This is a genomic window from Allorhizocola rhizosphaerae (assembly GCF_003426775.1).
Lineage (GTDB): Bacteria > Actinomycetota > Actinomycetes > Mycobacteriales > Micromonosporaceae > Allorhizocola > Allorhizocola rhizosphaerae.
Genome location: NZ_QJUG01000137.1, coordinates 1 through 23,042, shown reverse-complemented (window position 1 = coordinate 23,042; position 23,042 = coordinate 1). Strand labels below are relative to the sequence as shown.

The 23,042-nt window shown below is 67.5% G+C and carries 15 protein-coding genes; 9 read left to right on the top strand and 6 right to left on the bottom strand.

The genetic code is table 11. The annotated features are described in order from the left end of the window. On the bottom strand, positions 1-6,962 hold a 6,962-nt coding region (locus DM816_RS26360; RefSeq protein ID WP_281274366.1), incomplete at its 3' end, for a SpvB/TcaC N-terminal domain-containing protein. Between the two features lie 322 nt (positions 6,963-7,284). Between DM816_RS26360 and DM816_RS26355 the strand changes: the two genes are divergently transcribed. The 3 genes from DM816_RS26355 (at position 7,285) to DM816_RS26345 (ending at position 12,234) form a co-directional block, all read left to right on the top strand. Further along, a complete protein-coding gene (locus DM816_RS26355) occupies positions 7,285-9,633 on the top strand; it encodes an ATP-binding cassette domain-containing protein (protein ID WP_162907856.1) in 2,349 nt (782 codons plus the stop codon). A 67-nt stretch (positions 9,634-9,700) separates the two neighbouring features. Further along, positions 9,701-11,569 carry a hypothetical protein gene (locus DM816_RS26350; protein WP_117213090.1) on the top strand — a complete coding sequence of 623 codons (1,869 nt, stop codon included), beginning with the start codon at positions 9,701-9,703 and terminating at the stop codon, positions 11,567-11,569. Between the two features lie 5 nt (positions 11,570-11,574). Next, complete coding sequence (locus tag DM816_RS26345) at positions 11,575-12,234, top strand: peptidoglycan-binding protein (RefSeq protein WP_162907855.1); 660 nt, start codon at positions 11,575-11,577, stop codon at positions 12,232-12,234. Here the strand turns inward: DM816_RS26345 and DM816_RS26340 are convergent. Beyond that, on the bottom strand, positions 12,221-12,949 hold the full coding sequence (locus DM816_RS26340; RefSeq protein ID WP_246002265.1) for a TioE family transcriptional regulator: 729 nt from the start codon (positions 12,947-12,949) through the stop codon (positions 12,221-12,223). The genes DM816_RS26345 and DM816_RS26340 overlap by 14 nt on opposite strands. Before the next feature lie 50 nt (positions 12,950-12,999). Between DM816_RS26340 and DM816_RS26335 the strand changes: the two genes are divergently transcribed. Then, complete coding sequence (locus DM816_RS26335; RefSeq protein ID WP_117213088.1) at positions 13,000-14,130, top strand: erythromycin esterase family protein; 1,131 nt, start codon at positions 13,000-13,002, stop codon at positions 14,128-14,130. Positions 14,131-14,175: 45 nt separating this feature from the next. On the opposite strand, the gene DM816_RS26330 is transcribed toward DM816_RS26335, so the two are convergent. After that, positions 14,176-15,168 carry a glycoside hydrolase family 11 protein gene (locus DM816_RS26330; protein WP_117213087.1) on the bottom strand — a complete coding sequence of 331 codons (993 nt, stop codon included), beginning with the start codon at positions 15,166-15,168 and terminating at the stop codon, positions 14,176-14,178. Between the two features lie 694 nt (positions 15,169-15,862). Here DM816_RS26330 and DM816_RS26325 point away from each other — a divergent pair. Beyond that, on the top strand, positions 15,863-17,677 hold the full coding sequence (locus DM816_RS26325) for a VWD domain-containing protein (protein ID WP_162907853.1): 1,815 nt from the start codon (positions 15,863-15,865) through the stop codon (positions 17,675-17,677). Positions 17,678-17,765: 88 nt separating this feature from the next. Here DM816_RS26325 and DM816_RS26320 read toward each other — a convergent pair whose 3' ends face one another. Both DM816_RS26320 and DM816_RS26315 read right to left on the bottom strand, forming a co-directional pair. Continuing rightward, a complete protein-coding gene (locus DM816_RS26320) occupies positions 17,766-18,161 on the bottom strand; it encodes a hypothetical protein (protein ID WP_117213085.1) in 396 nt (131 codons plus the stop codon). 60 nt (positions 18,162-18,221) lie between these two features. Next, positions 18,222-18,434, bottom strand: a complete 213-nt coding sequence (locus DM816_RS26315; RefSeq protein ID WP_162907852.1) for a hypothetical protein — start codon at positions 18,432-18,434, stop codon at positions 18,222-18,224. 290 nt (positions 18,435-18,724) lie between these two features. Here DM816_RS26315 and DM816_RS26310 point away from each other — a divergent pair, with 290 nt between their 5' ends. Beyond that, a complete protein-coding gene (locus DM816_RS26310; protein ID WP_117213083.1) occupies positions 18,725-18,916 on the top strand; it encodes a LacI family DNA-binding transcriptional regulator in 192 nt (63 codons plus the stop codon). Between the two features lie 293 nt (positions 18,917-19,209). Further along, a complete protein-coding gene (locus tag DM816_RS26305) occupies positions 19,210-19,743 on the top strand; it encodes an RICIN domain-containing protein (RefSeq protein ID WP_117213082.1) in 534 nt (177 codons plus the stop codon). A gap of 111 nt (positions 19,744-19,854) precedes the next feature. On the opposite strand, the gene DM816_RS26300 is transcribed toward DM816_RS26305, so the two are convergent. Next, positions 19,855-20,781, bottom strand: a complete 927-nt coding sequence (locus DM816_RS26300) for a PLP-dependent cysteine synthase family protein (protein WP_117213081.1) — start codon at positions 20,779-20,781, stop codon at positions 19,855-19,857. A gap of 75 nt (positions 20,782-20,856) precedes the next feature. Here DM816_RS26300 and DM816_RS26295 point away from each other — a divergent pair, with 75 nt between their 5' ends. After that, a complete protein-coding gene (locus DM816_RS26295; RefSeq protein WP_117213080.1) occupies positions 20,857-21,522 on the top strand; it encodes a winged helix-turn-helix transcriptional regulator in 666 nt (221 codons plus the stop codon). 178 nt (positions 21,523-21,700) lie between these two features. Then, positions 21,701-22,540: a cyclase family protein gene (locus tag DM816_RS26290; protein ID WP_117213079.1), complete on the top strand. Its 840-nt coding sequence runs from the start codon at positions 21,701-21,703 to the stop codon at positions 22,538-22,540. Positions 22,541-23,042 lie beyond the last annotated feature (502 nt).

Sequence of the window (23,042 nt, the reverse complement as noted above, 5' to 3'; positions counted from 1 at the left end):
GCCGCCGCGGCCTTCGTGTTGGGACCGTCGACCACCACGCCCGTGCGGGCGTCGACATCGGCGTCAACCTTAGAAAGCCCTTGGGCGAGCGTCGACGAACCTCCGGTCGTGGGCGGACGGCGCAGCACATAGCCCTGACCCTTGACGTTTTCGAACCCGAGCTTTTGCAGCGCGTCGCGCACCTGCTGGGCCGATTGGCCGGTGCCGTTCTTGATGATGTCCCAGATGTTCTTGTTGATGGCTTCCTTCAGCTGCGTGGGCGTGAGCTTGTTGGGATTCTTTATCTTGCCCATCGCCTGGTTGAAGATGTCGCGCATCTCGGTGATCTGGCCGAACCTGCGGTTCAGCAAGGCGTTCGGGTCGTTGGCCACCGACACCGTGCCGCCCTGGCCGGAAACTCGGGCGTCCGTGCCGAGATGCTTGGTCTGCCGGTTGGTCGGCGCGTCCAGGAATTGCCGGTTGTTGACGTCGGTGGCCCGGGCGCGCGCGTCGGTCTGCGAGATGCCCCGCTCCCCCACGGCGTTCGGCTCGTCGATGTCCATGGTGACCGGTTTCTTCTTCATGCCGGACTTGCCATGCGGCTGGAACGCGATCGCGTCATCACCGCCGCCACCGCCGGGCTGGCCGTTGGTGCCGGACGGATCCGACTTGCCGACGGGGTTGCCGCCCACATAGGCGTAGAGGTTGAGCCCGTCGGCGATGCCGATCGGGTCGCAGCTCATCCACCGACCCTGCCAGCAGGCGTAGTACCGAGCCCCGTGGTAGTAGAGCCCGCTCTCCTCGTCTCTTTCTTTTCCTGTGTACCGGTACCGCTTCGGCGTTTCCGTGTGACCGCGCACCGCTTGGTAGGTCGAACTGCCGTACGGCGCGTATTCCTCGTACGAGACGACCTGCGCCTGGTCGTCGAGCTCCAGGCAGGCCGAGCCGAGATGGTTGCCGAACTGGTAGCGGATCTGCCGCTGGGGTGCCGGGTCGTCGCCCGCCGCATCGAGCGTGCGCATCTCGACCAGTGCGATGCGCTGCTTGTCGTCCATCACGTGCAGGGTTTCGCGCTCCAGCTTCGCGGTGTCCGGCCCGATCGGGCCGCCGTGCTTGCGGAAGATTTCGAAGCCGCCGAGATAGATGCGCTCCTCGACCAGGCCCGGCGCCTTCTCCCACACCTTGCGGATGCGGCCGCCCGTGGAGTCGTAGACGTAGTGGGCCGTGCCGCCGCCGCCCAGGTCGACCCGGCGCAGCTGATCCCTGAAGTCCCAGTGCATCCCGCCCAGGTGCGGCAGGCTGGTCACGTTGCCGTGCGCGTCGTGCTGGTACGGCTCCACGACATCGGGCTGGAGCGTGGTGCGGCTGAGCCGGTTGTTCGTCGCCGACGGGTCAAGTTGGCTGGGCTCAAGGTAGTCGTAGGCGCGCGTCCACCCGGCATGGGCCGGATCGCTGCCGCGGTGCTGCATCCGCAGGAAGTTTCCGACCGCGTCGTAGACGTAACGCTCGATGTAGGTGCCCATGGCGTTGCCGTCGCCCGGATGTGCCAGCCTGATGCGGGCCGCGTCGTCGGGCGAGTGCGGGATGGGCGCGCCGCCCTGGCCGAGGTGTTCCCGGCCGTGGGCCTGGACGAGCCGATAGAGCGCGTCGTAGGTGTAGTCGGTGCTCGGTTCGACACGCCGGTTGTTGAAGAACACGGTCTGCTGCGCGTCGTCACGGATGCGGACGGCATTGCCCGCAGGATCGTAGGTGTAGTGCAGATCCTGGACGTGGTCGGCGCCGCGCTGCGTCTGCAACCGCGTGAGCCGGAACGTGAGCGGGTCGTAGGTGTAGGACGTGCCCGCTGCGTTGATGTAGTCGATCCGTACCCGCTGACCCTTCGCGTTGTAATCAACGTTGGCGACGCCGACCGGTGACGGTGGCTCGGCGGCCGGATCGAGCAGACTGTCCGGTTCGGACGGACGCTCCACCCACACGTCCAGCCGCTCCAACAGGCTCGCCTCGTTGAACACCGGCTGCAGGACGTGCCGCTTGGCACGGGGCAGGCTGCTGTGCGGCGCGATGACCTGCACCGGCCGGTTGAGCGCGTCATATCGGGTGACGCTCGCGAAGGTCTCGTTGTCGAGCTCTGGATCGTCGCTCCAGTCGGGCAGGGCCGTGTGGTCGCGCACCAGCCGGCGGATGCTGCACAGCGGGTTTCCCTTGAAGTCGTAGCCATCGTTGACGGCGACGCCCGCGGCGTCAAAGCGCCGGTGGACCCGGCCGCGCAGGTTCAGCGCCTCGGCTGCGGGCACGCCCTCGCCGTATTCGGTCCGGTCGAACACGATGTCGCGGCCGAGCGTGCGCGGGTCGGAGTCCACTGTGGACCCGCGCACGGTCTGCTCGACCGGCCGCCGCAGCGCGTCATAGGTCGTGGTGAACGTGTGCCCACGGCTGTCCCAGGCGCGGATGGCGTTGCCGTCGATGTCGCCGAGCATCCAGCGCGTGCCCGCCTCCATGCTGTCCTGGCGGATGCGGTTGCCCAACATGTCGTAGGCATAGCGCACCACGATTCGACCTGCGGCGTCGCCCACCTGAAGTTCATTGCCCTCGATGTCGAGCTCGACCCGCGTGACGAACGTGTCCTCCTGGCCGTCCAGGTCGTGGCCGGGGCACACGACCCGGTTGCGTGCCTCGGTCAGGAACGGGCGGCCGAGCACGTCGAAATGCGCGGTGCCGGGCGTGTCGGCGTGCGCCGCCGCGCGCTGGGCCGCCGTTTGCTCGTCAAGCCCGAGCGCGCCCCCGATCCGTTGCGCGTGCCATGTCTGCCACGAGTCCGGCTGCGCCTTGAAGTATTCGGCCACGAAACCGGCGATGTCCGGGTCGGTGCGGGGATCGGCCGTGCACGTGTCGTTGACGTCGTAGGTGGTCTGCCGCCACGGGTCGAAGACCACCTTCGCATAGGTGTGGTTCGGGTACAGCGTGGCGATGACGCGCTCGGCGGGGTCGTAGAACAGCACCGGGCTGACCCCGGCCGCCACGCCGAACTCGAACTGGTGCGTCGCGCTGAAGAACGGCTCGTATTCGCGGACCGGCTTGCCCTTGTTGTTGAGGATGGTCCAGCCGCTGCCCACCCAGCGCGGTTTCGCGTCCGGGCCGGGCTCGGCCTGCGCCTTCTTCTGGATCTCGCGACCGAAACCGTCCGAATAGGAGAATCCGAGCTGGACTCGCAGGCCATGCGGCGGCAATGGCGCATTGGCGTGGGTCTCGCGGGCGAGCGTCGCCGCGCAGGCTGGCTGACCCGTGCGGCGAAAGCGGTCGATGTCGTAGACGATGCGGGTGGTGGCATCGCCCAGCAGTGCGGTCGCGGCCGCGTGCGGGTCGGCGCCGTCGAAGAGATCGTCGAGCTGGGCCTGGGTGAGGTCGGTGGTGAAACCGTCCAATGTGTCGCCTTCGGCCGGAGCGGGGAGCGGCTTGCCCATGACCGCGCTGCCCGCGACCAGGCCCAGGATGTCGTAGGCGACCGCGGACTGGTTGCCGTTTTCGTCGCTGACCAGGCGCGGCTGCAGCACCCGGTAGTCGTTGGCATCGGCGGTCACGCGGTTGCCGAGCGGGTCGCGCGTTTCGAGCATCAGCAGGTCGTAAGCGTCGAGCGTGACGGTGGTGTCCTGGCCGAACGGATCGCGGAACCGGCGCGGCCGGAAGAAGTGCTGCCGCGCCTGCGCCAGCTCGGTGGCGGGGCCGTCGGCGGGGTTCGGGCTGTGGAAGGATTGTCCCGAGGCGACCCACCATTGATCATCGATTTTCCGGTACCCGCCGAGGTCTGCGAGGACCACGTCCGGAGCCGGCAGCAGATCGCCATAAACCTGCCCGAGCAGACCCGGGGTGAAGGCGAGCTCGTAGCTTTCGCCGGGCAGGGCGAGCGGTTCCAGATCGCCCAGCTGCAAGAGCCCGTTCAGGTCGTCGCGGCGGTAGAGCGTGCGCGTCCACTCGTAAGGGGCTTCCTCCGGGGCGGCGTCCAAGATGTCCTCGGCGCGGAACCGGCCCTCGGCTCCAGTGGGCGTGCGGCCGGTCAGCTCGAAGGTGCGCGACTCGCAGGGCAGCGGATTGCGGTGCGTATCCGGGGCCTCGATGGCGTTGGTGACCCGGCTCTGGGTGTAGGTGACCAGCGTCGTTGTCTGCTTTGCACGGTCGTCTTCGGACAGTTCGGCGAGGCCGGGATTGGGCACGGTGCTCACGTTGCCCTCGTCATCGACGACCTGGATCTGCGTGCGCCGCCCATAGCCGATTTCGGCGCTCTTGAGCACGTTGCCGAAATCGTCAACCTGAAGTGTCAGCGCGTGCTGCACGCGCGGGTCGGACGGATTGCGCTCGTAGTGATGGCTGATTGCCTCACGGGAATGGGCGAAGAAGACGGCATGCCGGTTGGGCCCCGACGGTTGCACCGTGCGGACGGCGAAGTTCTGTTCCATGACGGAGTACGGGTTGCCGGCGCGCGGGCTGGCATCGTCCGCGTAGACCTCTTGGCGCAGCATCGTTCCCTTGAGAGCGCGACGCGCCTCGCGCTCCTCCTGTGCGGTGAGGGTCGCGTTGTCATTGCCTGGTCCGATGTGGACACCGGTGTGGAACCACGTCTTGGTGTGCACTGGCGGCACGTGCGACGCGGCGTCGACGTTGTCCGCGGGCACGAGCGCCTCGAACTCGGCCGTATCCCACTGCTCCACCATGCCGAAGCCGCAGAACTCGCGCTCCTCGCCGTCGAAGCGACCGTCGTGATAGGAGTATCGCGTGACGAAGTGGTTGCGGCTGATGTGGTCGTAGGTCTCCACCCGCTCGACGACGTGCACCGGAAACGGCAGCCGCGTGAGCCACGGACGGCCGGCAAGCTTGTCCTGCAGGTAGAACTTCGTTGACGGCGCGTATTCGACCCGGGTTTGCGCGCCCAGGTTGTTGCTCGACCTGCTCAGCAGGTGGGGCTTGCGGCCCATCAGGTTGACGTAGCGCAGCTGCCGCCGCCCGTCGCCCGGCCACGGCGACGACCACACCAGGCACGTGGTGCCGTTGCCGAGCAGATCGGTGGGCACGATGCTCGCCGCGTCGTCGATGCGCGGAAAGGCGTTCAGGCCCACCGGTTGGCTCCAGCCGTTGCCCGACTGGTTGAAATACAGGCGAACGCCGTCGCGGTGCAGGTAGATGATGTCCGTGGTGCCGCTGCCGTCGATGTCGGCCAGGCGGATACGCTCGGGGTCGAACTGGTCGGGGTGGTCGAACCAGGGCGCGTCGTCCATTGTCACCTTGGCGCCGAACCGGCCGTGCCCGAGGTTGGGCCAGTAGCAGACCTCGCCATTGCGGATGCGGACGATGTCGGTGAGGCCGTCTCCCGAGAGATCGGCGAGATACATGGGCTGGGTGATGCGCGGTCCGATGACGCGCCGCGCCGCGCCGAAACCGTCCTCGCCCAGCGACTCGTGCCACACGAAGCCGTCGTCCTCGGCGATGAGCACGTCGGCTCGCCCGTCGCCGGACAGGTCGACGAACCGGTGGTCCGCCTCGTGGGTGAGCCGGGAGGCGAAGGGGCGCAGGGGCTTCCAGCCCTGGGCACCGTCGTGTTCGTACAGTCCGGGGGTCGGGCCGGCCATCATGACGATGTCGGGCAGCCCGTCACCGGCCAGGTCCATGAGCTCCGCCCCGCCGCCGAGCGCGACATTGGGCTTGAGCGCCACGGCCTCCAGCGGCGCGAAGCGAGCCGCCACCGGGTCGAGCGGGCTCAGGTTGGGCTTGTAGAACCACGCGTCGGCCTGCTCGGTCAGGACGCCCGGGATGCCTTCGCCGTGCAGGTCGGTCCACTGATAGGTGGTGCCGTCCAGCCCGATGGGCAGGTTGTCCAGGGTGCGCGGGTCGACCTCCTCCACCACGTCCTGCACGACCGGCTGCGTGTATTCGAACTCGACGGGCGGCAGCCCGCGCTGGTCGTAGCCGCCGCTGTCGTTGCGGCGATAGCCCAGCTGCGTGACGGCACGCAGAAACGTGTACACGGCGTCGTCTGTGTAGGTGAAGTCGGTCGAGCGCACCAGGCAGTCGCCCCCGACCCCTGCCTCGTCCGGGAAGTGGTGGAACATGAGCACGCGCCGGCACAGGCGCATGGTGCGCACCTCGAAGCCCGCGCGGTAGGACGAGAACGGATCCTTGCGCACGGGCCACACACCCGCGTCGTCTTCGCCGTAGTCGAACACGACCTCGAAATGCCAGGCCCCCTGCGGTGACTCGAACGCATCCGGAAAGTACGGCGTGCGGTTCCCGTAGCGGATGTGCTTGAGATACCGTTGCGCCGAACGGGATGCGTCCGTGCGGTGCTGTTCGTGCGCGGCGTCCTCGGGGACTCCGGCGGAGTCCTCGGGCTTGTAGCCGTAGACCATGACGTTGCCGCGGTCGTCGTGGCTCTGGCAGATCAGCCAGCTGAAGATGCGGCTCGGGTCCGCCGGGTCGGCGATGCGGCTCTCTGCGGTCCTGCCGAACCACGTGGTGAGATTGTCGCCGGAGATGGTTCGCCAGAACACATCCGCCGGGTCGGCGGTGTTCGCCCAGCGCTCGATCCGGGCGAACAGCCCCTCGATGCGCGGCCGGTAACGGGTGACGCGATAGGTCGCCTCGCCGACCGTGCGCAGGGGCGGCTCTTCGCGCACCCACTTGCCCGCCGGGCCCTGCACGAGCACGGGCACCAGGTCTTCGGCGCCCGAGAGCACGAACACATCCGACTCGGCCACGTCGTCGTAGCGCGGCAGCCCCTTGTCGGTCTTGCGCGCGATCGACGGCGTGGACAGGCTCCACCCGAACCCGAACGGCCCGTTGCCCGAGCCGGAGTCGTAGCTCAGCGACAGCTGCGGACCGAACCCCGCACGACCGGGACTCGTGGCCACCGGCACCGACATCGAGCCGGTGCCGGTCACCGGGCTGGCAGCAAACTTCTCCCCGATGCCGCGGATCGCCCCGCCCCCCTTGGGCAAGCTGGGCGACGATGCGCGGGAACCCTCACGGGCCGACGGCCGTGCTTTGTCCGTCCTCATTAGGCTCCCCGACAGTAACGCCCGCCATTGTCCGGGCGGCGGCCAGCTGCTGGGGTCCCAGCGTGCTTCATTGATCGTTAGGTGTCAGTGCTACTGACGGAAATGCGACTTGGCGATCATCAGCCCGACCGCCGACCGCCGCCCACATCGGCGCTTGCGCACGGGACCGCCACCGGTCGCCAACCATCGATGCAGCCCCTACGATGGGGGAGCCTTGAGCACGACTCGCTCCGGCGGAAGGCCATTGCGGGAGGACCGATCGGTGGGACAGCCACGACAACCGGACATCGTCGTCGAGGCAGCAGACGGCACGCGCCTGCGTTTCCCCCCGCAGCGGACGGTCGTGCTTGGCCGCAGCCGGCGTTCCGATGTGGTCGTCGATGACCCGAGGGTGCTCCCGGCCCACGCCGTCTTGATAAACACCAAGGCGGGATGGGTGCTGTATGACGAGAGTTCCCACGGCCTCTGGTGGGATGGCAATGTCACGTCTCAGGTGCCGGTGGTGGGCCTGACCACCGTGCGGCTCGCGGCGGCCGACGGCGGTCCGGCGGTCACCCTGTTTCCGGTGCGGCATCGCGGGGCGGGCAACGAGTCCACCATGGTCTCCGGCCCCGAGTCGCCTCCCGTCGCCGCGGAGCAGGTGTTGATCGCGCGCCATGCGCTCGACCAGCCGGTCTGGATCGGCCGGGAGGCGGACAACACGATCGTCATCGACGAGCTGATGGTCTCGCGCCACCATGCCCGGATCAGCCGGGTGATCGGGAAGGTGTTCCTGAGCGATGCCGGAAGCCGCCACGGCACGTTCCTCAATGGACAGCGCGTGCAGCGGGCGTTCCTCACGCCGGGCGACGAGTTCTCGATCGGCCGGCACACGTTCCGCTACGTCGACGATCAGCTGCTCGAATACGCCGATGCCCAGGACGACACCGATGCCGGTCCGAGCAAGCTGCTCGCCGAGAAGCTCAGCGTGGTGCGGGGCGACACCCGCGTGCTCGACAAGGTCAGCTTCAGCATCGATCCGGGGCAGCTCGTGGCCATCATCGGGCCGAGTGGCGCGGGCAAGTCCACCCTGCTCGCCGCGCTGAGCGGCATCCGGCCCGCGCAATATGGCAAGGTCCGCTACGAGGGCATCGACCTCTATCGAAACTATCAGAAGCTGCGCCGGCACATCGGTTACGTGCCGCAGGACGACGTGATCCACCGCCAGCTGAGCACGCGCCGCGCGCTGCGGTTCGCGTCCGCGTTGCGCAGCCCGCCCGAGACCACCGCCGAGGAGCGGGAAGACCGGATCAACGCCGTGCTGGAACAGGCCGGCCTCACCGAACACGCCGACAAGCCCATCTCGGTGCTCTCCGGTGGTCAGCGCAAGCGGTCCTCCGTGGCGCTGGAGCTGCTGACGGGTCCGGAGCTGCTGTGCCTGGACGAACCGGCCGCGGGCCTGGATCCCGCGTCGGACCGGGACCTCATGAACGCGTTGCGCGCCTTGGCATGCGACGACCGCACGGTGATCCTCACGACGCACAACTTCCTGCATCTCGACCTGTGCGACCGCGTGATGTTCCTGGCCCCGGGCGGCAGGGTGGTGTACTACGGGCCGCCTGCGGGTCTGCTGGCTCACTTCGAGGCGACCGGCTACTCGGACGCCTTCGACGAGGTTCGGCGCGATCCCGACTACTGGGTGCAGCAGTACCAACCGGATCCCCTGCCGCCCATGACGCCCGGCAGTCAACTCGACTCGATGGAAGACGCGCCACGCAGACCGTCCCGCCTGCGTCAGCTGTGGGTCCTGGCCACCCGCATGGTTGCGGTGGCCGCCGCCGACCGGATGTTCGCCGTGCTGACCGTGGGCGTGCCACTGGCGCTGGCCTTGATGGCGCATGCGGTGCCCGGCTCGGCCGGGCTCGCAGACCCGCACTCGGCGGACGGCCTCAACGAGGCGGCCCAGCTTTTGGTGGTCTTCGTGACGGGCGCGGCGTTCATGGGCATCACGGTCAGCGTCCGTGAGCTCGTCGCCGAACGGCCGATCTATGAGCGCGAATGGGCCATGGGCCTGTCCCCCAGCGCATATCTCGGCTCGAAGCTGCTTGTCGTGGGCGTGATCTGCCTGCTGCAGTCCGCGGTCTTCGTCGGGCTGGGTTTGGCCGGCCGCGCCGGGCCCCTGGACGCGCTGGTCCTGGGGCAACCCACCGTCGAGGTGATCCTGGCGATCGCGCTGACCGCCTTCGCCTCGGCCACGCTCGGCCTGATGGCAAGCGCGCTCGTGTCCAGCACCGAGCAGACGATGCCGGTGCTCGTCGGCACGGTCATGGCGCAGCTGGTGTTCTGCGGTGGCCTGTTCACCCTGGTGGGACGCCAAGGGCTGGAACAGATGTCATACCTCGCGCCCGCCCGCTGGGGCTACGCGGCCGTGGCGTCCATTGTGGACTTCCAGCGGATCACGCCGACCGCGCAGCCGGACACGCTGTGGGAGCACGAGCCGAGGTCGCTGTGGACCGCCGTCGTGATGCTCGGGGCGCTGTCGCTGGTCAGCGTGTTCGCCACCAGACTGGCGCTGGGCTGGCAGGAGCCCCGCCGCCGCAAACCCCGCCGGCCCCCTCCCCGTCGAATATGAACTTACGTCCATGTTCGACGGCGTGTCGCGGCATCAACTTCATGATCGAAGCGGAATATAGATACTCGTGGCAGTCAGAGACATCTATGTCAGTGGTGACGGCGACGATACGCGGGACGGGAGGACGTGGGAGACCCGCGTCCGGACGTTCACCCGGGCCAGGCAGCTCTCGGCGGCGGTCGCCGCGCCGGACCGGCCCTGTTTCGTGGTCGGGCAGTTCAACATGGCGCGGGCGGCTTCGTTCTCGCAACGGCTGGGCAAGGGAATCGGCGACTTCGACGTGCCGGACGGCTGGTCGATGCGGGCGCACAACCCCGACCTGCCGTGGCACTTCACCGATCTGGACGTGCTCAACCAGACGACCGATTTCGTTCAGGTGTACCGCAACGGCACCACCTACAACGCGGCGACAGCCAACTGTCCTCACGTGACGAACAACAACGGGGTCCCGTCCGGTCAAGCGACCGGGATCTGGGTGACCACTCGCGACGTCGCCGATCCGAGCAGGCCGATCGGCCGGATCGTGCGGGTGTGGCGGGGCGGAAACCCGCTCACCGTCGGCAGCGTGACCGCTGTCCCGTCGGCGTGGGACCCATACAACGAGCTGTGGGAGGCGCGCAGCTTCGCGACGCTGGGCCAGGACGGCACCCATGCCTGGACCCAGCTGACCCCGCCCGAGGTGTGGCCGGACCCCGACGTGACCGAGCCCGATCCGGCTCCGACCGGCGGGCGGCTGTTCGTGTTCTGTCCGAAGGGCAACCCGGCAACCGTGTGGGGCGGGGTCACCGTGCTGGCCCAGCTGTCGGCCGCGGCAGCGGTCGTTTTCGAGCTCGGATTCCTGACCATCCAGCAGTCCAACGGGTGGCACGTCGACGAGACGGTCAAGGTGATCGGCGGCGGCTTCGGCGCATTCAAGATCCGCGGTGGCTGCACGGACGGCCGGTTCGAGGCGCGGGCCGACGTGCTGAGCCCCTACCTGCCGGTGCTCGACCTGCGGGCACACTCCACCTTCGACACGTTCACGGCCATCGAGGTGTCGCCGCGCTGGGACATGCGCGTCACCGGCAAGCCGTACTACGAGATCGACGCCAAGCACAGCACCGGGCAGTCCGACGCGCTGCGCATCCACTCCAGCGCACGGGTCAACGGGTTGCTGGTGCGCGGGCGCACCAGCGCCGGCAACCAGCTGTGCTACATCCGCGACCCCGGACACAGCGCGGTCGGCCGGATCAATCCCGCAGCCGGAGTGGTACTGCAAAATCTTGTCGTAGAACGGGATTTCAGCGTCTATTGCGGCGGCATGCAGTATCAGCGGGCGTTCGGCATCAACGGCGACAGCGCCAGCGTGCGCAACTGCACGATCAGCGGCCGGGTCTACGGCCAGCGCACGCCGAGCCAAGTCACCGGCAACGTGCGGGTCATCGGCGCGGAGTTCCACTACGGACAGCAGATCATCCCCGCCGCCCCGGACAACACGCCCAACTATCCAAGCCGGTTCAACAACGAGGTGCGCAACTGGGCCAACGTGCATCCGGACGGCAAAAACCGGGACTGCTACGGACTCGTGGTGTCCATTGACGGTGCGATGGAGGTGCGCGACTGCGTCTTCAACGCCGTGCACGGACCGGCCCTGCGGGTCGGCGCTGGCACCGCACCCGGCACGGGAGACAGTTGCCTCGTCGAGAACTGCACGTTCATCGACAGCGCGGTGCCGGGCAGCCAGCACACCGCGGTGCTCATAGACGTGCGCAACAGCGCGCCCCCGGCCATCCGCATGCGCAACAACGTCGCGGTCGGCTACGGCCCCGGCGGCCAGTGGACGACCACCGGATTCAACCGCAACACGATTGCCCTGGAAGATCTCGCCTCGGCCGGGCCGCAGATCGCGGAGAACGTCGGCTGGGTGCGTCAAGCGTTCGCGATGTGTTACGGGTGAGCGGCATGTCTGAGATGTTGATTCCGCGCCGCACGGTGCTGGCCGCCGTGGGACTGGGCACGGCCGGTGCGCTCATCGGCGGATCGCCCGCGGAGGCGGCGGTGAAGCTCACGGTGCAAGAGGTGCAGATCCGTGTTGCCGGGTGGCACACGCATTTGCCGATCACCGGAGTTTTCGACAAACCAACCCATGATGCGGTACGGGGTTTCCAGCGCGCACATGGGTTGCCCCCGGACGGCGTGGTCGACGCGGCGACGCACGATCGGTTGATGGCGCTCGCGAAGCCGGACGGATCCACCATCAGTTTCGAGTGGGCCCAGTTCGCCTCGCCGGACGGAAGCGGCTTCGCCGGCGGCACAGCGGACGAGGCCACCGTGCGCGAGCGCACGCGGCGGTTGATGTACAAGCTGGAAGCGTTGCGCCACAAGCTCGACGGCCGCGTGGTCCACGTGACCAACGGCTTCCACAGCACCGCGCATCGGGCCCGGCTGCGCGGTGCGGGAGACAGCACGCACACCCACGGCGGTACGGCCGACATCACGGTCGCGGGCCTGACCACCCACGCGGTCCATAGCGTCGCCCAAACCTGCGGTTTCTCGGGTCTGGGCCCATGGACCCAGTCGTGGCTTCACTGCGACAGCGGCACTGAGCTCATTTCGCCGTAACGCTCAGGTAATGGCTGAGCCGGGAGGCGGCGTGGAGCATCGCGACGCCCTGCGCGGTCAGCCGTCGCTGCCAGTCATCCAGGGCGCGGGAGAGCGCCTGCGTGCCGCCCGCGGTGCGGACCTGCTGGACCACGGTGGCTATCTGGTCCAGCGGGTATCCCCCGCGCCGCAGCAGGTGCGCCAGCTCGGCGTCGCGGGTGTCGCTCGCGCGAAACACCCGGTAGCCGGTGGCCGGATCGCGTGCGGGGGCGACGATGCCGGCGCTTTCCCATTTGCGCAAGGTGGCCGGGGTGACCCGGAGCCGGCGCGCGAGTTCGCCGATGGTCCACACGCCTTCGCTGGAGCCCACGGCGCTGCCCGGCCCGGCAGGCAGGTCACCAATCGCCTCTCGCACCGCGTCGAGCGTGTCGCGGTCGCGCAGCATCTGGCCGTGACCGCGATCGATGACGATCAGCGCGTCGTCGAGCGCGTCGGTGAGCAGCGCGTGCATGACCTGGCCGGCGACCGGGTAGCCGTACGCCGCGACGAGCGCCAGATAGGCCCGCAGCGCGGCCGCATGAACCTCGGTGTAGACCCGGTAACCGCTGCGCGTGCGCTCAGCGGGCGGGATGAACCCGTCCCGCTCGTAATTGCGGACCGCCTGGGTCGACAGCCCGTGCTCGCGGGCCAGGTCGGATGGTCGCACGGTTTGAAACTTTAGCGCGAGGCCGTGCACGGTACCATCTGAAAGTCTCAACCGAAGTTTCAATGGTACGTTTGAGCCACATGAGCCAGCACATTCGAGACCTCATATCCGAGCCATGTGACCTTCTCGCCCTGGGCGAGCCGACCCACCAGGAGCCCGCCTTCGGCGCGGTCCGCAACGTTCTGTTCGCCCAGCTGGTCGAGCTCGGCTTCCGTTCGATCGCCCTTGAGACCGATCGCGTGGCCGCGTTCGCCGTCAACGACTACATATCGCACGGCACCGGAAGCCTCGACTCGGTGATGAACGAAGGCTTCTCCCACGACTTCGGGGCCTTGGAGGCCAATCGTCGGCTGGTCGCCTGGATGCGGGAGTACAACCAAACCCGGCCACCGCACGAGCGCCTGACCTTCCACGGGTTCGACGCCCCCACCGAAAACACCAGCGCACCAAGCCCGAGAAGGTATTTCGAGCACGCCCGCGACTATCTGCAGATCGACAACCTCGACATCGCGGGCATCGCCGGGGACGACCATCGCTGGGGCCGCGCCGAGGCGATCCTCGACTTCGCCATGTCGATGGGCGCGACGCCCGAAGCCGAGCGGCTGCGCGCGATCGGCGAGGACCTGCTCACGAGGCTCTACGCCCGCGCACCGGAACTGATCGCGAAGACCTCGCGCGACGAGTGGCTGCGGGCCAGGACGCACCTCGATGCCGGCCTTGGGCTGCTGCACTATCACTGGCAGGCGGCGCAGCCCCTCGGGCAGAGCGATCGGATCAGCCTCCTGCTGACCACCCGCGACACGTTGATGGCGCGCAATCTGCTCGACATCCGCGGTGCCGAGGCCCGTCGCGGCCCGACGATGCTCTTCGCGCACAACCTTCACCTGCAACGAAGCCGGAGCGCCTGGAGCCTGGGCGACAAGAGCGCCGCCTGGTCCGGCGCCGGCGCCATCGTCGACTCCCTGCGGTTCGAGCGCTACTTTTTCGTCGCGGCGAGCCTCGGGCGCAGTGCGGCCATCAAGCTCGGGGAGCCCGAGCCGGACACCTTCGAGGGTTTGCTGCAGCGCCGCATCACCGGCTGGGGCCTGATCCCGGCCGCCGAGGTGTCCTCGGCGCGCAAGCGCACGGACACCACGCCGCAGCAAGGCTATTTCCCGCTCGACCAGGCGACCGTCGACGGAGCCGATGCGATCCTGCACATCACCGGATGAGCCGTGGGGCGCCGATCATCGGCGCCCCACCAACTACGCGTCGGGTCAGCCGACCGCGCAACTCGCGCTTGGTGTGGTGTTGTTGCCGTTCTTGTAGAGCGTGATGCCGAAGTTGTTGCCGTTGCCGTTCGGGCGCGCCGTGAGCGTGCCGCTGGTGCCGCTGATCGACGCGTTCCAGCTGTTCTGCAGGCTCTGGCTGCCGTTGGTGCGAATGGTGACGACCCAGTTGTTGGTGCCGCTGACCGAGAAGTTCACGTTGAACCGGTCGCTCCACTCGTCGGCCCGGCTCACGCTGACCGAGCACCCGCCACCGGGCGGCTGCGACGTGGGAGGGGTGGTACCGCCAATGGTGATGTTGGAGTTCCCGCTGCTCTGGAATCCCTCGGTGGCCATGATCTGGTAGTAGTGATTGCCGAGGTTCATCCCCCGGCCGGCCCACGCGTCGAAGTGGTTGCCGGCGTTGATCGTGCCGCCCACCCGCTTCTGCTGCCGGACGCTCCAGTACTGGTAGAAGGTTCTGATGCCATCGATGGAGGGCGCGTTCACCCGCTGCGTCCGGTAGATGTCATAGGTACCACCGTCGCTGGTGACCGTGCCCATGAAACCTTGCCCGCCCGGGGGCCGGTAGGTGCCCCAGCTGTCGACGATGTAGTACTCGATGAGCGGGTTTCTGGTCCACCCGTAGAGGGTGAGGTACGCGTTGCCGGACGGGTTGAAGCTGCCTGAGTAGGACACGGTCCGGCGGGTGCCCGGATTCCAGCCCTTGCCGGCGACGAAGTTGTTGATGCTGCTCCATTGCGTGCTGTACTGACCTCCGTTGCCCATGGTCATGGAGGCGTTGCCACTGTCCTTCCAGAAGGAATAGAAGTAGCCGCTGTGGGTTCCTTCGGAATTCTGGGTCACGGTTTGGGCGTGGGCGGGACTGGAGAGGATCGCGATGGTTCCAGCCGTGGCCAGCGCAACAGCGCAGGCACCGCCGATGATGACCCTGAGGCGTCCGAGCCTGCGGCTACTCGAATAGCTGGGAGCGTCGTTCATACTTGCTTCCTCCTCGGGACGGCTGGCGGGAGGCCAGCGGCGCGGCACGACCCGCGCGAGGCTGTCGCTGGGCAGGCGACAGCCACCGCACGTTGGCTCCGCACCACGCGGTGGTGGTTCGCGGATCGCCCGTGCGACAACCGGTTGACGGGTCACGGGCGCATCGACGGAGATAGAACACCGTCGACGGCGACAGTATTGGCACTGCGCCGTCGACGCGTCAAGAACTTCCGGAAATATTGTGGAAAAACCACCGTCACGAAGGCATCCATGATGCAGGTGTCAAGCCTGTTCAACTGCCACACATAATCGAGCGGGATCCGAGGTTCATCAAGGACGACACGAGTCAGCGGGACTGAGATCTACCGAAACTTGCGGGGACCTTTCGGGTGACGATGGCCGGTGTCAGCGCCACGCCTGATGCGTGGTCACACCGCCCGCGTTGCACGTGTTCTGCACGAGCCGCGCGTGGGGCAACACACTGCCGTTCTGCACAGTCAGGCACTTCCAACTCCCGCGCCGCCGGTCTGGCGCCGCGCACTGAGGATCCTCACCACCACCCCTGACCCGGCGCTGAAGCGCGCCTGAAACGACCGGCGCAGGACACAAGGCCATCACAACATCGCCACAACCTGCGCCTGGTTCGGTATTGATATCCGGCAATTCAGCGGTCGGCGAGATGGAAGGAGCGGTGATGAAACCATTGCCGCACAGGTTGGTGGGCGCCACCTTATTGGCGGTTCTGCTGATCACGGGAGCACCCGCGGGCGTGGCACAAAGCGCGCCCGCGACAACGGAAAACCTGCAAGCCTGGCACATGAGGATCGCGAAGGTGCCGCAGCCGTCGGCGAAGGGATGCTTCACCGCCGGCTATCCCAGGCTGACGTGGCGGGAGACGGCGTGCGCGGCCCCGCCGACGACGCCGATGACGCCCCGGCCCCCGGGACCGACCCCACTGACCGTGGGCAACGGCAACCACATCGTGGCGCAGGCGCCGGCCGGGCTCATCTCCCAGGCGTACGGCACGTTCGAGAACGTCATGGGCGTGGCCAGCGTGAGCTCACCGCTCACGCCGATGGGACCGTCGGTGGCCAATGCCTATACGCTCCAGCTCAACACCAACTTCTTCAACACACCGGCCTGCGCCGGTGCGCTCAACCCGGCGCTCTGCCTGGGCTGGCAGCAGTTCGTGTTCGCCAACGACGGCACCAGCGGCCTGGTCTACATCGAGTACTGGCTTCTCATGTACGACGTGCCATGCCCCGGCGGCTGGAGCACGTTCATGATCGGTAGCAGCATCTACTGCCGTCAGGCCACCCCGGCGGCAATCGTTCCGGGCAACACGCCGATCACCAACATGCCGAGCTTCATGCTGTCCGGCGACGTCAGCGGCGCCAACGACATCGTCGTCTTCCAGAACGGCATGAACGTGTACACCACGTCGGGCACCAGCATCGTCGATGCCGGGCCGGGCTGGACCATGGCCGAGTTCAACGTGTTCGGCTATGGCAGCGGCACCACGGCGACCTTCAACGCGGGCGCGTCCACCCACGTCCGCACGAGGATCAACTACGGGGGCACGGCCGCGCCGAACTGCTTGGCCGTGGGCTTCACCTCGGAGACCAACAACCTCAACTTCGGTCTGCCCAAGCCGCCCGCCACTCCGCCCGGTCCGGCCATCATCTTCCTGGAGAACATGACCGGCGGTGCCGTGACCAACTGCGATTCGGCCGAGTCGGTCGGTGACACGCACCAGCACACGTTCGCCGGTCTGCTGTACGACTTCCAGGCCTCGGGCGACTTCGTGGAGGCACAGGTCGGCAGCTCGTTCGAGGTGCAGACCCGCAAGGTGTCCGGCGCCCCGATGTGGCCGAACGCCTCCGTCAACCGGTCGGTCGCCACCCGCATGGGCAACACCAGGGTGGCCCTGTGCGACGGGACGAAACTGGTGGTCGACGGGCAGCCCAGGAGCCTGGCCCCCGGCGGATCGCTGTGGCTACCGTCCGGGGTGGACATCCACCGCGTCGGCAGCAACGTGTACTACGTACGGGACCAATCCGGAAACAGCATCCGCGTCACCGCGAACACCAACTACGTCAACGTGAAGGTCGGCCTCGGCACCTGGCCGACGACGGTGCGCGGCCTGCTGGGCAATCCCAACAACGACCCGAACCGGCTTGAGGCCAGGGACGGCACCCAGTTCACCATCCCGATCTCGTTCAACGACCTCTACAACCGGTTCGGCGCGAGCTGGCGGGTCAACCCGTTCGCGTCGCTGTTCCTGCCGTGCAGCTCGGTCGCCTCAGGCAACCCGTCGGCGCCGTTCTACGCGGGCAACCTCGACCCGACGGTCCGTCAGCGGGCGGAGGCGGCCTGCCGCCAGGCCGGGGTCGCGCAGGTATGGCTCGACACGTGCACCCTGGACGCCGCCGTGATCGGTCCTGACGCCGCACGCGTGTTCGTCGGCATGGAGCCTCCGGTCGTCAACGGCAACCGTCCGCAAACCTGATAGGCAACCCCTTCCGGGGATGGTCGGCAGACGGCGGGCCATCCCCGGATCCGCTTGTGCGGCGGGGGTTCGTCGGTGAAGCCGTAGCTCATGCAGCCGACGATCTGCGGGCGCTCCTTCTCGCGCTTCGCCTTCTTACAGAGGCGGACGCCACCCTGTCCCCCGGCGAGTAGTTGGGCAGCACCATGTTGCCGGTAAAGTTGGTGTATCGCATCCGCCCGTCTTTGGGAAACTTGGCGTTGTGCCGTTTCAGATAATTCAGTACCTCGCCGGAGCCCTGCCCGAACTGCTCGGGCTCGTCGGCCAGGAACCACGCGACCGTCTCGTTGCCCACCGCGGCGTCGGCGTGGCCGTGGATCGCGGACATGCCGGCCGCACGGATCGCGGCGAGGCTCGGCTTCCCGTAGATTTCCAGGTAGGTGTTGATGCCGATTTCGCGGTCCACCTCGGTGTCGCGTTTGGTGTCGACCGTGGCACCCCACACCGCAGCTGGAAAAAACGCCGGGTCGGTCCAGCCGTTCGCCTTGGCGTGCGGAAACTTCTCCTAGTACGCGGGGCCGCCGTCCCACGGCACGAGCGGCAGGTCCAGCGACGGGGCCGGAGTCGGCGTGGGCGTCATGGCAACGGGGGCAGCACCGCTGGGCCGCGTGTCGGGTTGCCGTCGCGCCGGGTCGCCCCGGATGATGCCGACGACGATCGCCGTGGTCAACAACGCCAAGACCGCGCCAACCCCGCACACGATCACCAAACGCCTCACGCGACGCAGCATCCGCGCCACGCCTTCCGTGTGCCTGCCGTCCACCTTTCGCGCACCTGCCAGACGCGCACCGCGGCAAGTCCACCGCTTTGCGTGAATGAATCGGAGCGACACCGTCGAATTTTAAATTCATCTATGTGTCCGCCTAGGGTGATATCTGAGGTCAGCCGAGCTGAAGGAAGGAGTCGTGCCTCTGTGCGAGGCAGCTTCATTGGTTTCATTCATGAGCAGGTCGCCGATGGGGGCGGCGGTGCTGTTGCCGTGCACAGGCACTTGACATGGAGGGTCTCATGGTTACGTTGCAGGCCGTAGCCGACGCTGCCGGTGTTTCGACCACCACGGTCTCGCGGGTCGTCAACGAAATGCCGCGAGTCAGTCCGTACACCCGGCAGAAAGTGCTGCAACTGATTCACGAGATGGGATACCGTCCCGACCCGGCGGCCCGTGCGCTTGCCGCGCGGCGCCTGCGCGGGTCGGATTAATTGGCGGGGTGGCCCGGGCTTTCGCGATGCGGCGTCTGCCTCGGGCCCCTTTGACTTCTGCCAGGTATCCGTCGGCATCGTTTCGCCTCACCGCTCAGCGTTTCGACACCGTCATCCACCGGCGAATCCGGAAGGACGCCGCAACGTGTTCCATATCCGCACCGTTGATCGGTACCTGCGATAGCGAGATAGCGACTGTCGGGACTCCAATCCAGGGCAGTGATTCCGCCACGATGCCCGTCGGCTGACAGCGCGTTGAACAATGCTTTACTCCAGTGCCTCAGCATGGGCCCATGCGCTACATACTGACGGTCGTCAGCGTCGTCATCCTGTCGTTCTCGAGTGCGCCTGCGAGCGCTGCAACGCAACAGGAACAATCCTCTCGGATACTCAACGAGTTGGGCCATCGCTGCCTGGACGCCGCATGGGAAGGCATAGGGGGCAACGGCACACGGGTGCAGCTCTGGGACTGCTACGGCCCCGGACAGCTCAACCAGCAGTGGTACTTCAGGAATCCCGACCCCTCTGATCCCCTTGCGACTCAAATCGTGAACAAGGCGAGTGGCCGGTGCCTCGATGCCACCTATCAGTCGGGCGGTGTCAACGGCACTCCCCTACAGCTCTGGGATTGCTACGGTCCTGGGCAGCTGAACCAGATCTGGTACCTCGACTACGCCCATCCCTACGTCAACATGATCATCCGGAGCAAGATGTACCGCCGCGTCGCCGATGCGGCCTGGCAGTGGCAGGGCGCCAACGGCACGCCGGTACAGCTCTGGGACTTCTATGGCGTCGATCGAACCAACCAGCGCTGGGGCCTGCACTGACGTCGGCCGCTGAGCCACAAGGTTCAGCCGGCTACGCCCAGACCCGACCGAGTCCAAACTGGCGGCGCACGGCGACGCCGAGGTGACCACGCCGGCGTAGGGTTGCCCTGATCAGGTGGGCCGGGCATACAAGCCGCTGCTGAGGTACTTCAGGCCTGAGTCCACCAGCAGCGTGGCGACCGTGGCGCCGGGGCCCAGTCGCTGTCCGATCCGGATCGCTGCGGCCACGTTGCCTCCCGAGGAGGTGCCGGCGAACAGACCCTCCTCCCGGGCCAGACGACGGGCCATCGCCTCGGCGTCCACTGTGGACACCGGGATCACCTCGTCCACCAGATCGGGATCCCACATCGGCGGGGTGTAGCCGATGCCGATTCCCTCGATGCGGTGTGCGCCGGGCGGGCCGCCCGACAGCACGGCGGATTCCGCGGGCTCGACCGCGATGATCTTGACGTCCGGCCGATGACGCCGCAGCACCGAGCCCACCCCGCGCAGGGATGCCGTGGTGCCGATGGATTGCACGAACGCGTCGACCTGTCCGCCGGTCTGGGCCCAGATCTCCTCGCCCATCGGGTGGTAGCCCGTCATGCTGTCGGTGTTGTTCAGCTGGTCCGTCCAGTAGGTCGCCGGTTCCCGACCGATCGCCCGCGCAGTCTCGATCATGTCGCGGATGAGTTGTTTCGTGATGAGCCGCCCGGGGCTTGGCAGGACCGTGAGCTCGGCGCCGAACGCCGCCATCTGGATCAGCTTGTCCTCGCTGAACGCGTCGGAGGTCACGATCCGCAGCCGGTAGCCCCTGACGGCGGCGACCAGTGCCAGGGATGCGCCCGTGCTTCCGCCCGTGTATTCGACGATGGTGCCGCCAGGCCGCAGCCGTCCGTCGCGCTCGGCGGCGCCGACCATCGCCTGCGCCATGCGATCCTTCATGCTCCCGGTGGGATTCTCCCCCTCCACCTTCACGAACACCCTGGCGCAGCCGGGCGGCACGACCCGGCGCAGCTGGACAAGGGACGTATTTCCGATCGCGGTCAGCACACTCATGCCACGATGCTCGCCTCCCGCGACCGGGCTCGCTAGTTCAAAGTTTGAACCGGCCATGGGCCGTACCATGGCGGGGTGAACGGTGGATACGGTCAGTTCTGCGCGGTGGCACGGGCCCTGGACGTGCTCGGTGAGCGGTGGACGCTGCTGATCGCACGGGAACTCCTGCTCGGCGCGAGAACCTTCACCGACATCCGCCGGGGGCTGCCCCGGATTCCGCGCGCCACGCTCGCCGCACGCTTACGCGGCCTGTGCAGCGCCGGAGTCATCGAGGCCACCGATGGTGAATACCGGCTCAGCGAGGCGGGTGCGGCCCTGGCCCCGGTGATGCGGGAGCTTGCCCGGTGGGCCACCGACACGGGCAGCGCCGCGCTGTCCGACAGCGACCTCGACACCGCCGCGCTCACCTGGGACATGCAGCGCCGGGTCAACACCGCGGCCCTGCCGGAACGCACCGTCGTGCTGGCCATCGAGTTCGCCGACCGCACCCCCATGGACCGGCACTTCTGGCTTCACCTCGCACGCACCGGCGTGAACCTGTGCCGGGAAGACACGGGAGCACCGGTCGACATCTGGCTCACCACGCCCACGGAGCCCGCGACCCGCTGGTGGCTCGGCGAACTGTCCTGGGCGCAGCTCGTGCGCCGGCCGGGCGTGCATGTGCACGGCAACCGTGCGCTCATGCGCCAGATACCCGGCTGGTTCCTACGCTACGTGTTCACCCCGCAGGCACTGCGCTGAGCTGCGACGCATAACACTTCACAGCTGGCGGGTGGAGAGCGCGGATGTCGGCTCGGACCGGCCGCCGTTATGGGAGCAGGTCGGCGGCGAACACAACCTCTCTGCACGCGCACCCTCCTCGATACGCATCATCGTCGGTGAACTGGCCATCGTGACATGCGTATGATTGGCTGGACGGATGTGCACGCAGGAAGGCTCGCAGCAGCCAGCGATAGCCGACGGTGGCGGTCTCTCCCGCCGCATGGCCGTCTTCGGCGGCGCGTTCGCCGCTGTCACCGCTGCCCTGACCGGGGCAGCTCACGCGAGCGTCCGGGCAACCGCCCCGAGGGGCAGTCGCGGCCTGAGCGATCTCACCTATCCGTTGACGGCCACGTTCCCGGCGTTCGCCCCCGGCGAGGAGGCGGTGCGGCGCACGGTCGCCACCATTGAGGACAACGGATATTACGTGCAGGAGTGGCGCGTCATCGAGCACATTGGAACTCACGTCGACGCACCAGCGCACTTCATCAAGGGCGGCCGTTGCGCATCCGAACTGACGCCGTCCGAACTCGTCCTGGCAGCCGTCATCATCAACATCGCCGACCGCGCGAAGCGGGACCCGGATGCCGAGGTGACAGTCGAGGACCTGCGCTCCTATGAGCGCCGGCACGACCGCATCCCCCGCGACGCGGCCGTGCTTATGTATTCCGGTTGGGGGGCAAAGGTCGGTGACCCGAATGCCTACCGGGGCACGGATCCGTCGGGCACCCTGCATTTCCCGGGCTTCAGCCCCGAGGCTTGCGAATGGTTGCTGCGGCATCGCCGGATCCGCAGCCTCGGCGTGGACACGCTCAGCATCGACTCGGGGCGATCGGCGACGTTCGACACGCACCATGTGCTCCTGGGCGCGGACCGCTACGGGCTGGAGAATCTGGCCAACCTCGATCGCGTCCCGCCACACGGCGCCACGATCACCGTCGGGCTCATCCCTTACGAGGAGGGTTCCGGGGGCCAGGCGCGCATCTTCGCCTCCTGGTAGGGGACGAAATGAACGGCGACACCGGATCAGCGCCAGCCTAGCCGGCCGGGGGTAGGGTTTGGTGGCGAGGATGACGGCTTGGACGCGGTCGCGCGGGCCGAGCTTCATCCGGATTGGACAGTCCTCGGGCGATCGTGGCATGTCTTCGCCGCCGAAATCGGCGCGGTGTCTTTGCGCCACATGGGTGTTCCGACACGTCTCGCCTAGGCGACCAGCTTATCAAGCTCAATTACACCCGTTAGGGCGAAGGCTGATATGCCGGGTTTGGCTCGCAAGGCGCCGGGTAACCAGGCCGCCATGACCATCGCAGCGAAAAACTTAAACGCGTCGCTTTATCGTGCGACGTGTTGGGTTTCCTGGTGTCAACGTCGCCCGAATGCTGACCCTTTCTCGGCGCTCGAAAGCTGACCCCCTGCTTGATGGTTAGTTGTTATGGTTAACGATGGTCGTGGTGGTCGGCTGGCGGTACCTGCCGACCGAGGTCTCTGTTGCGGATGCGGTA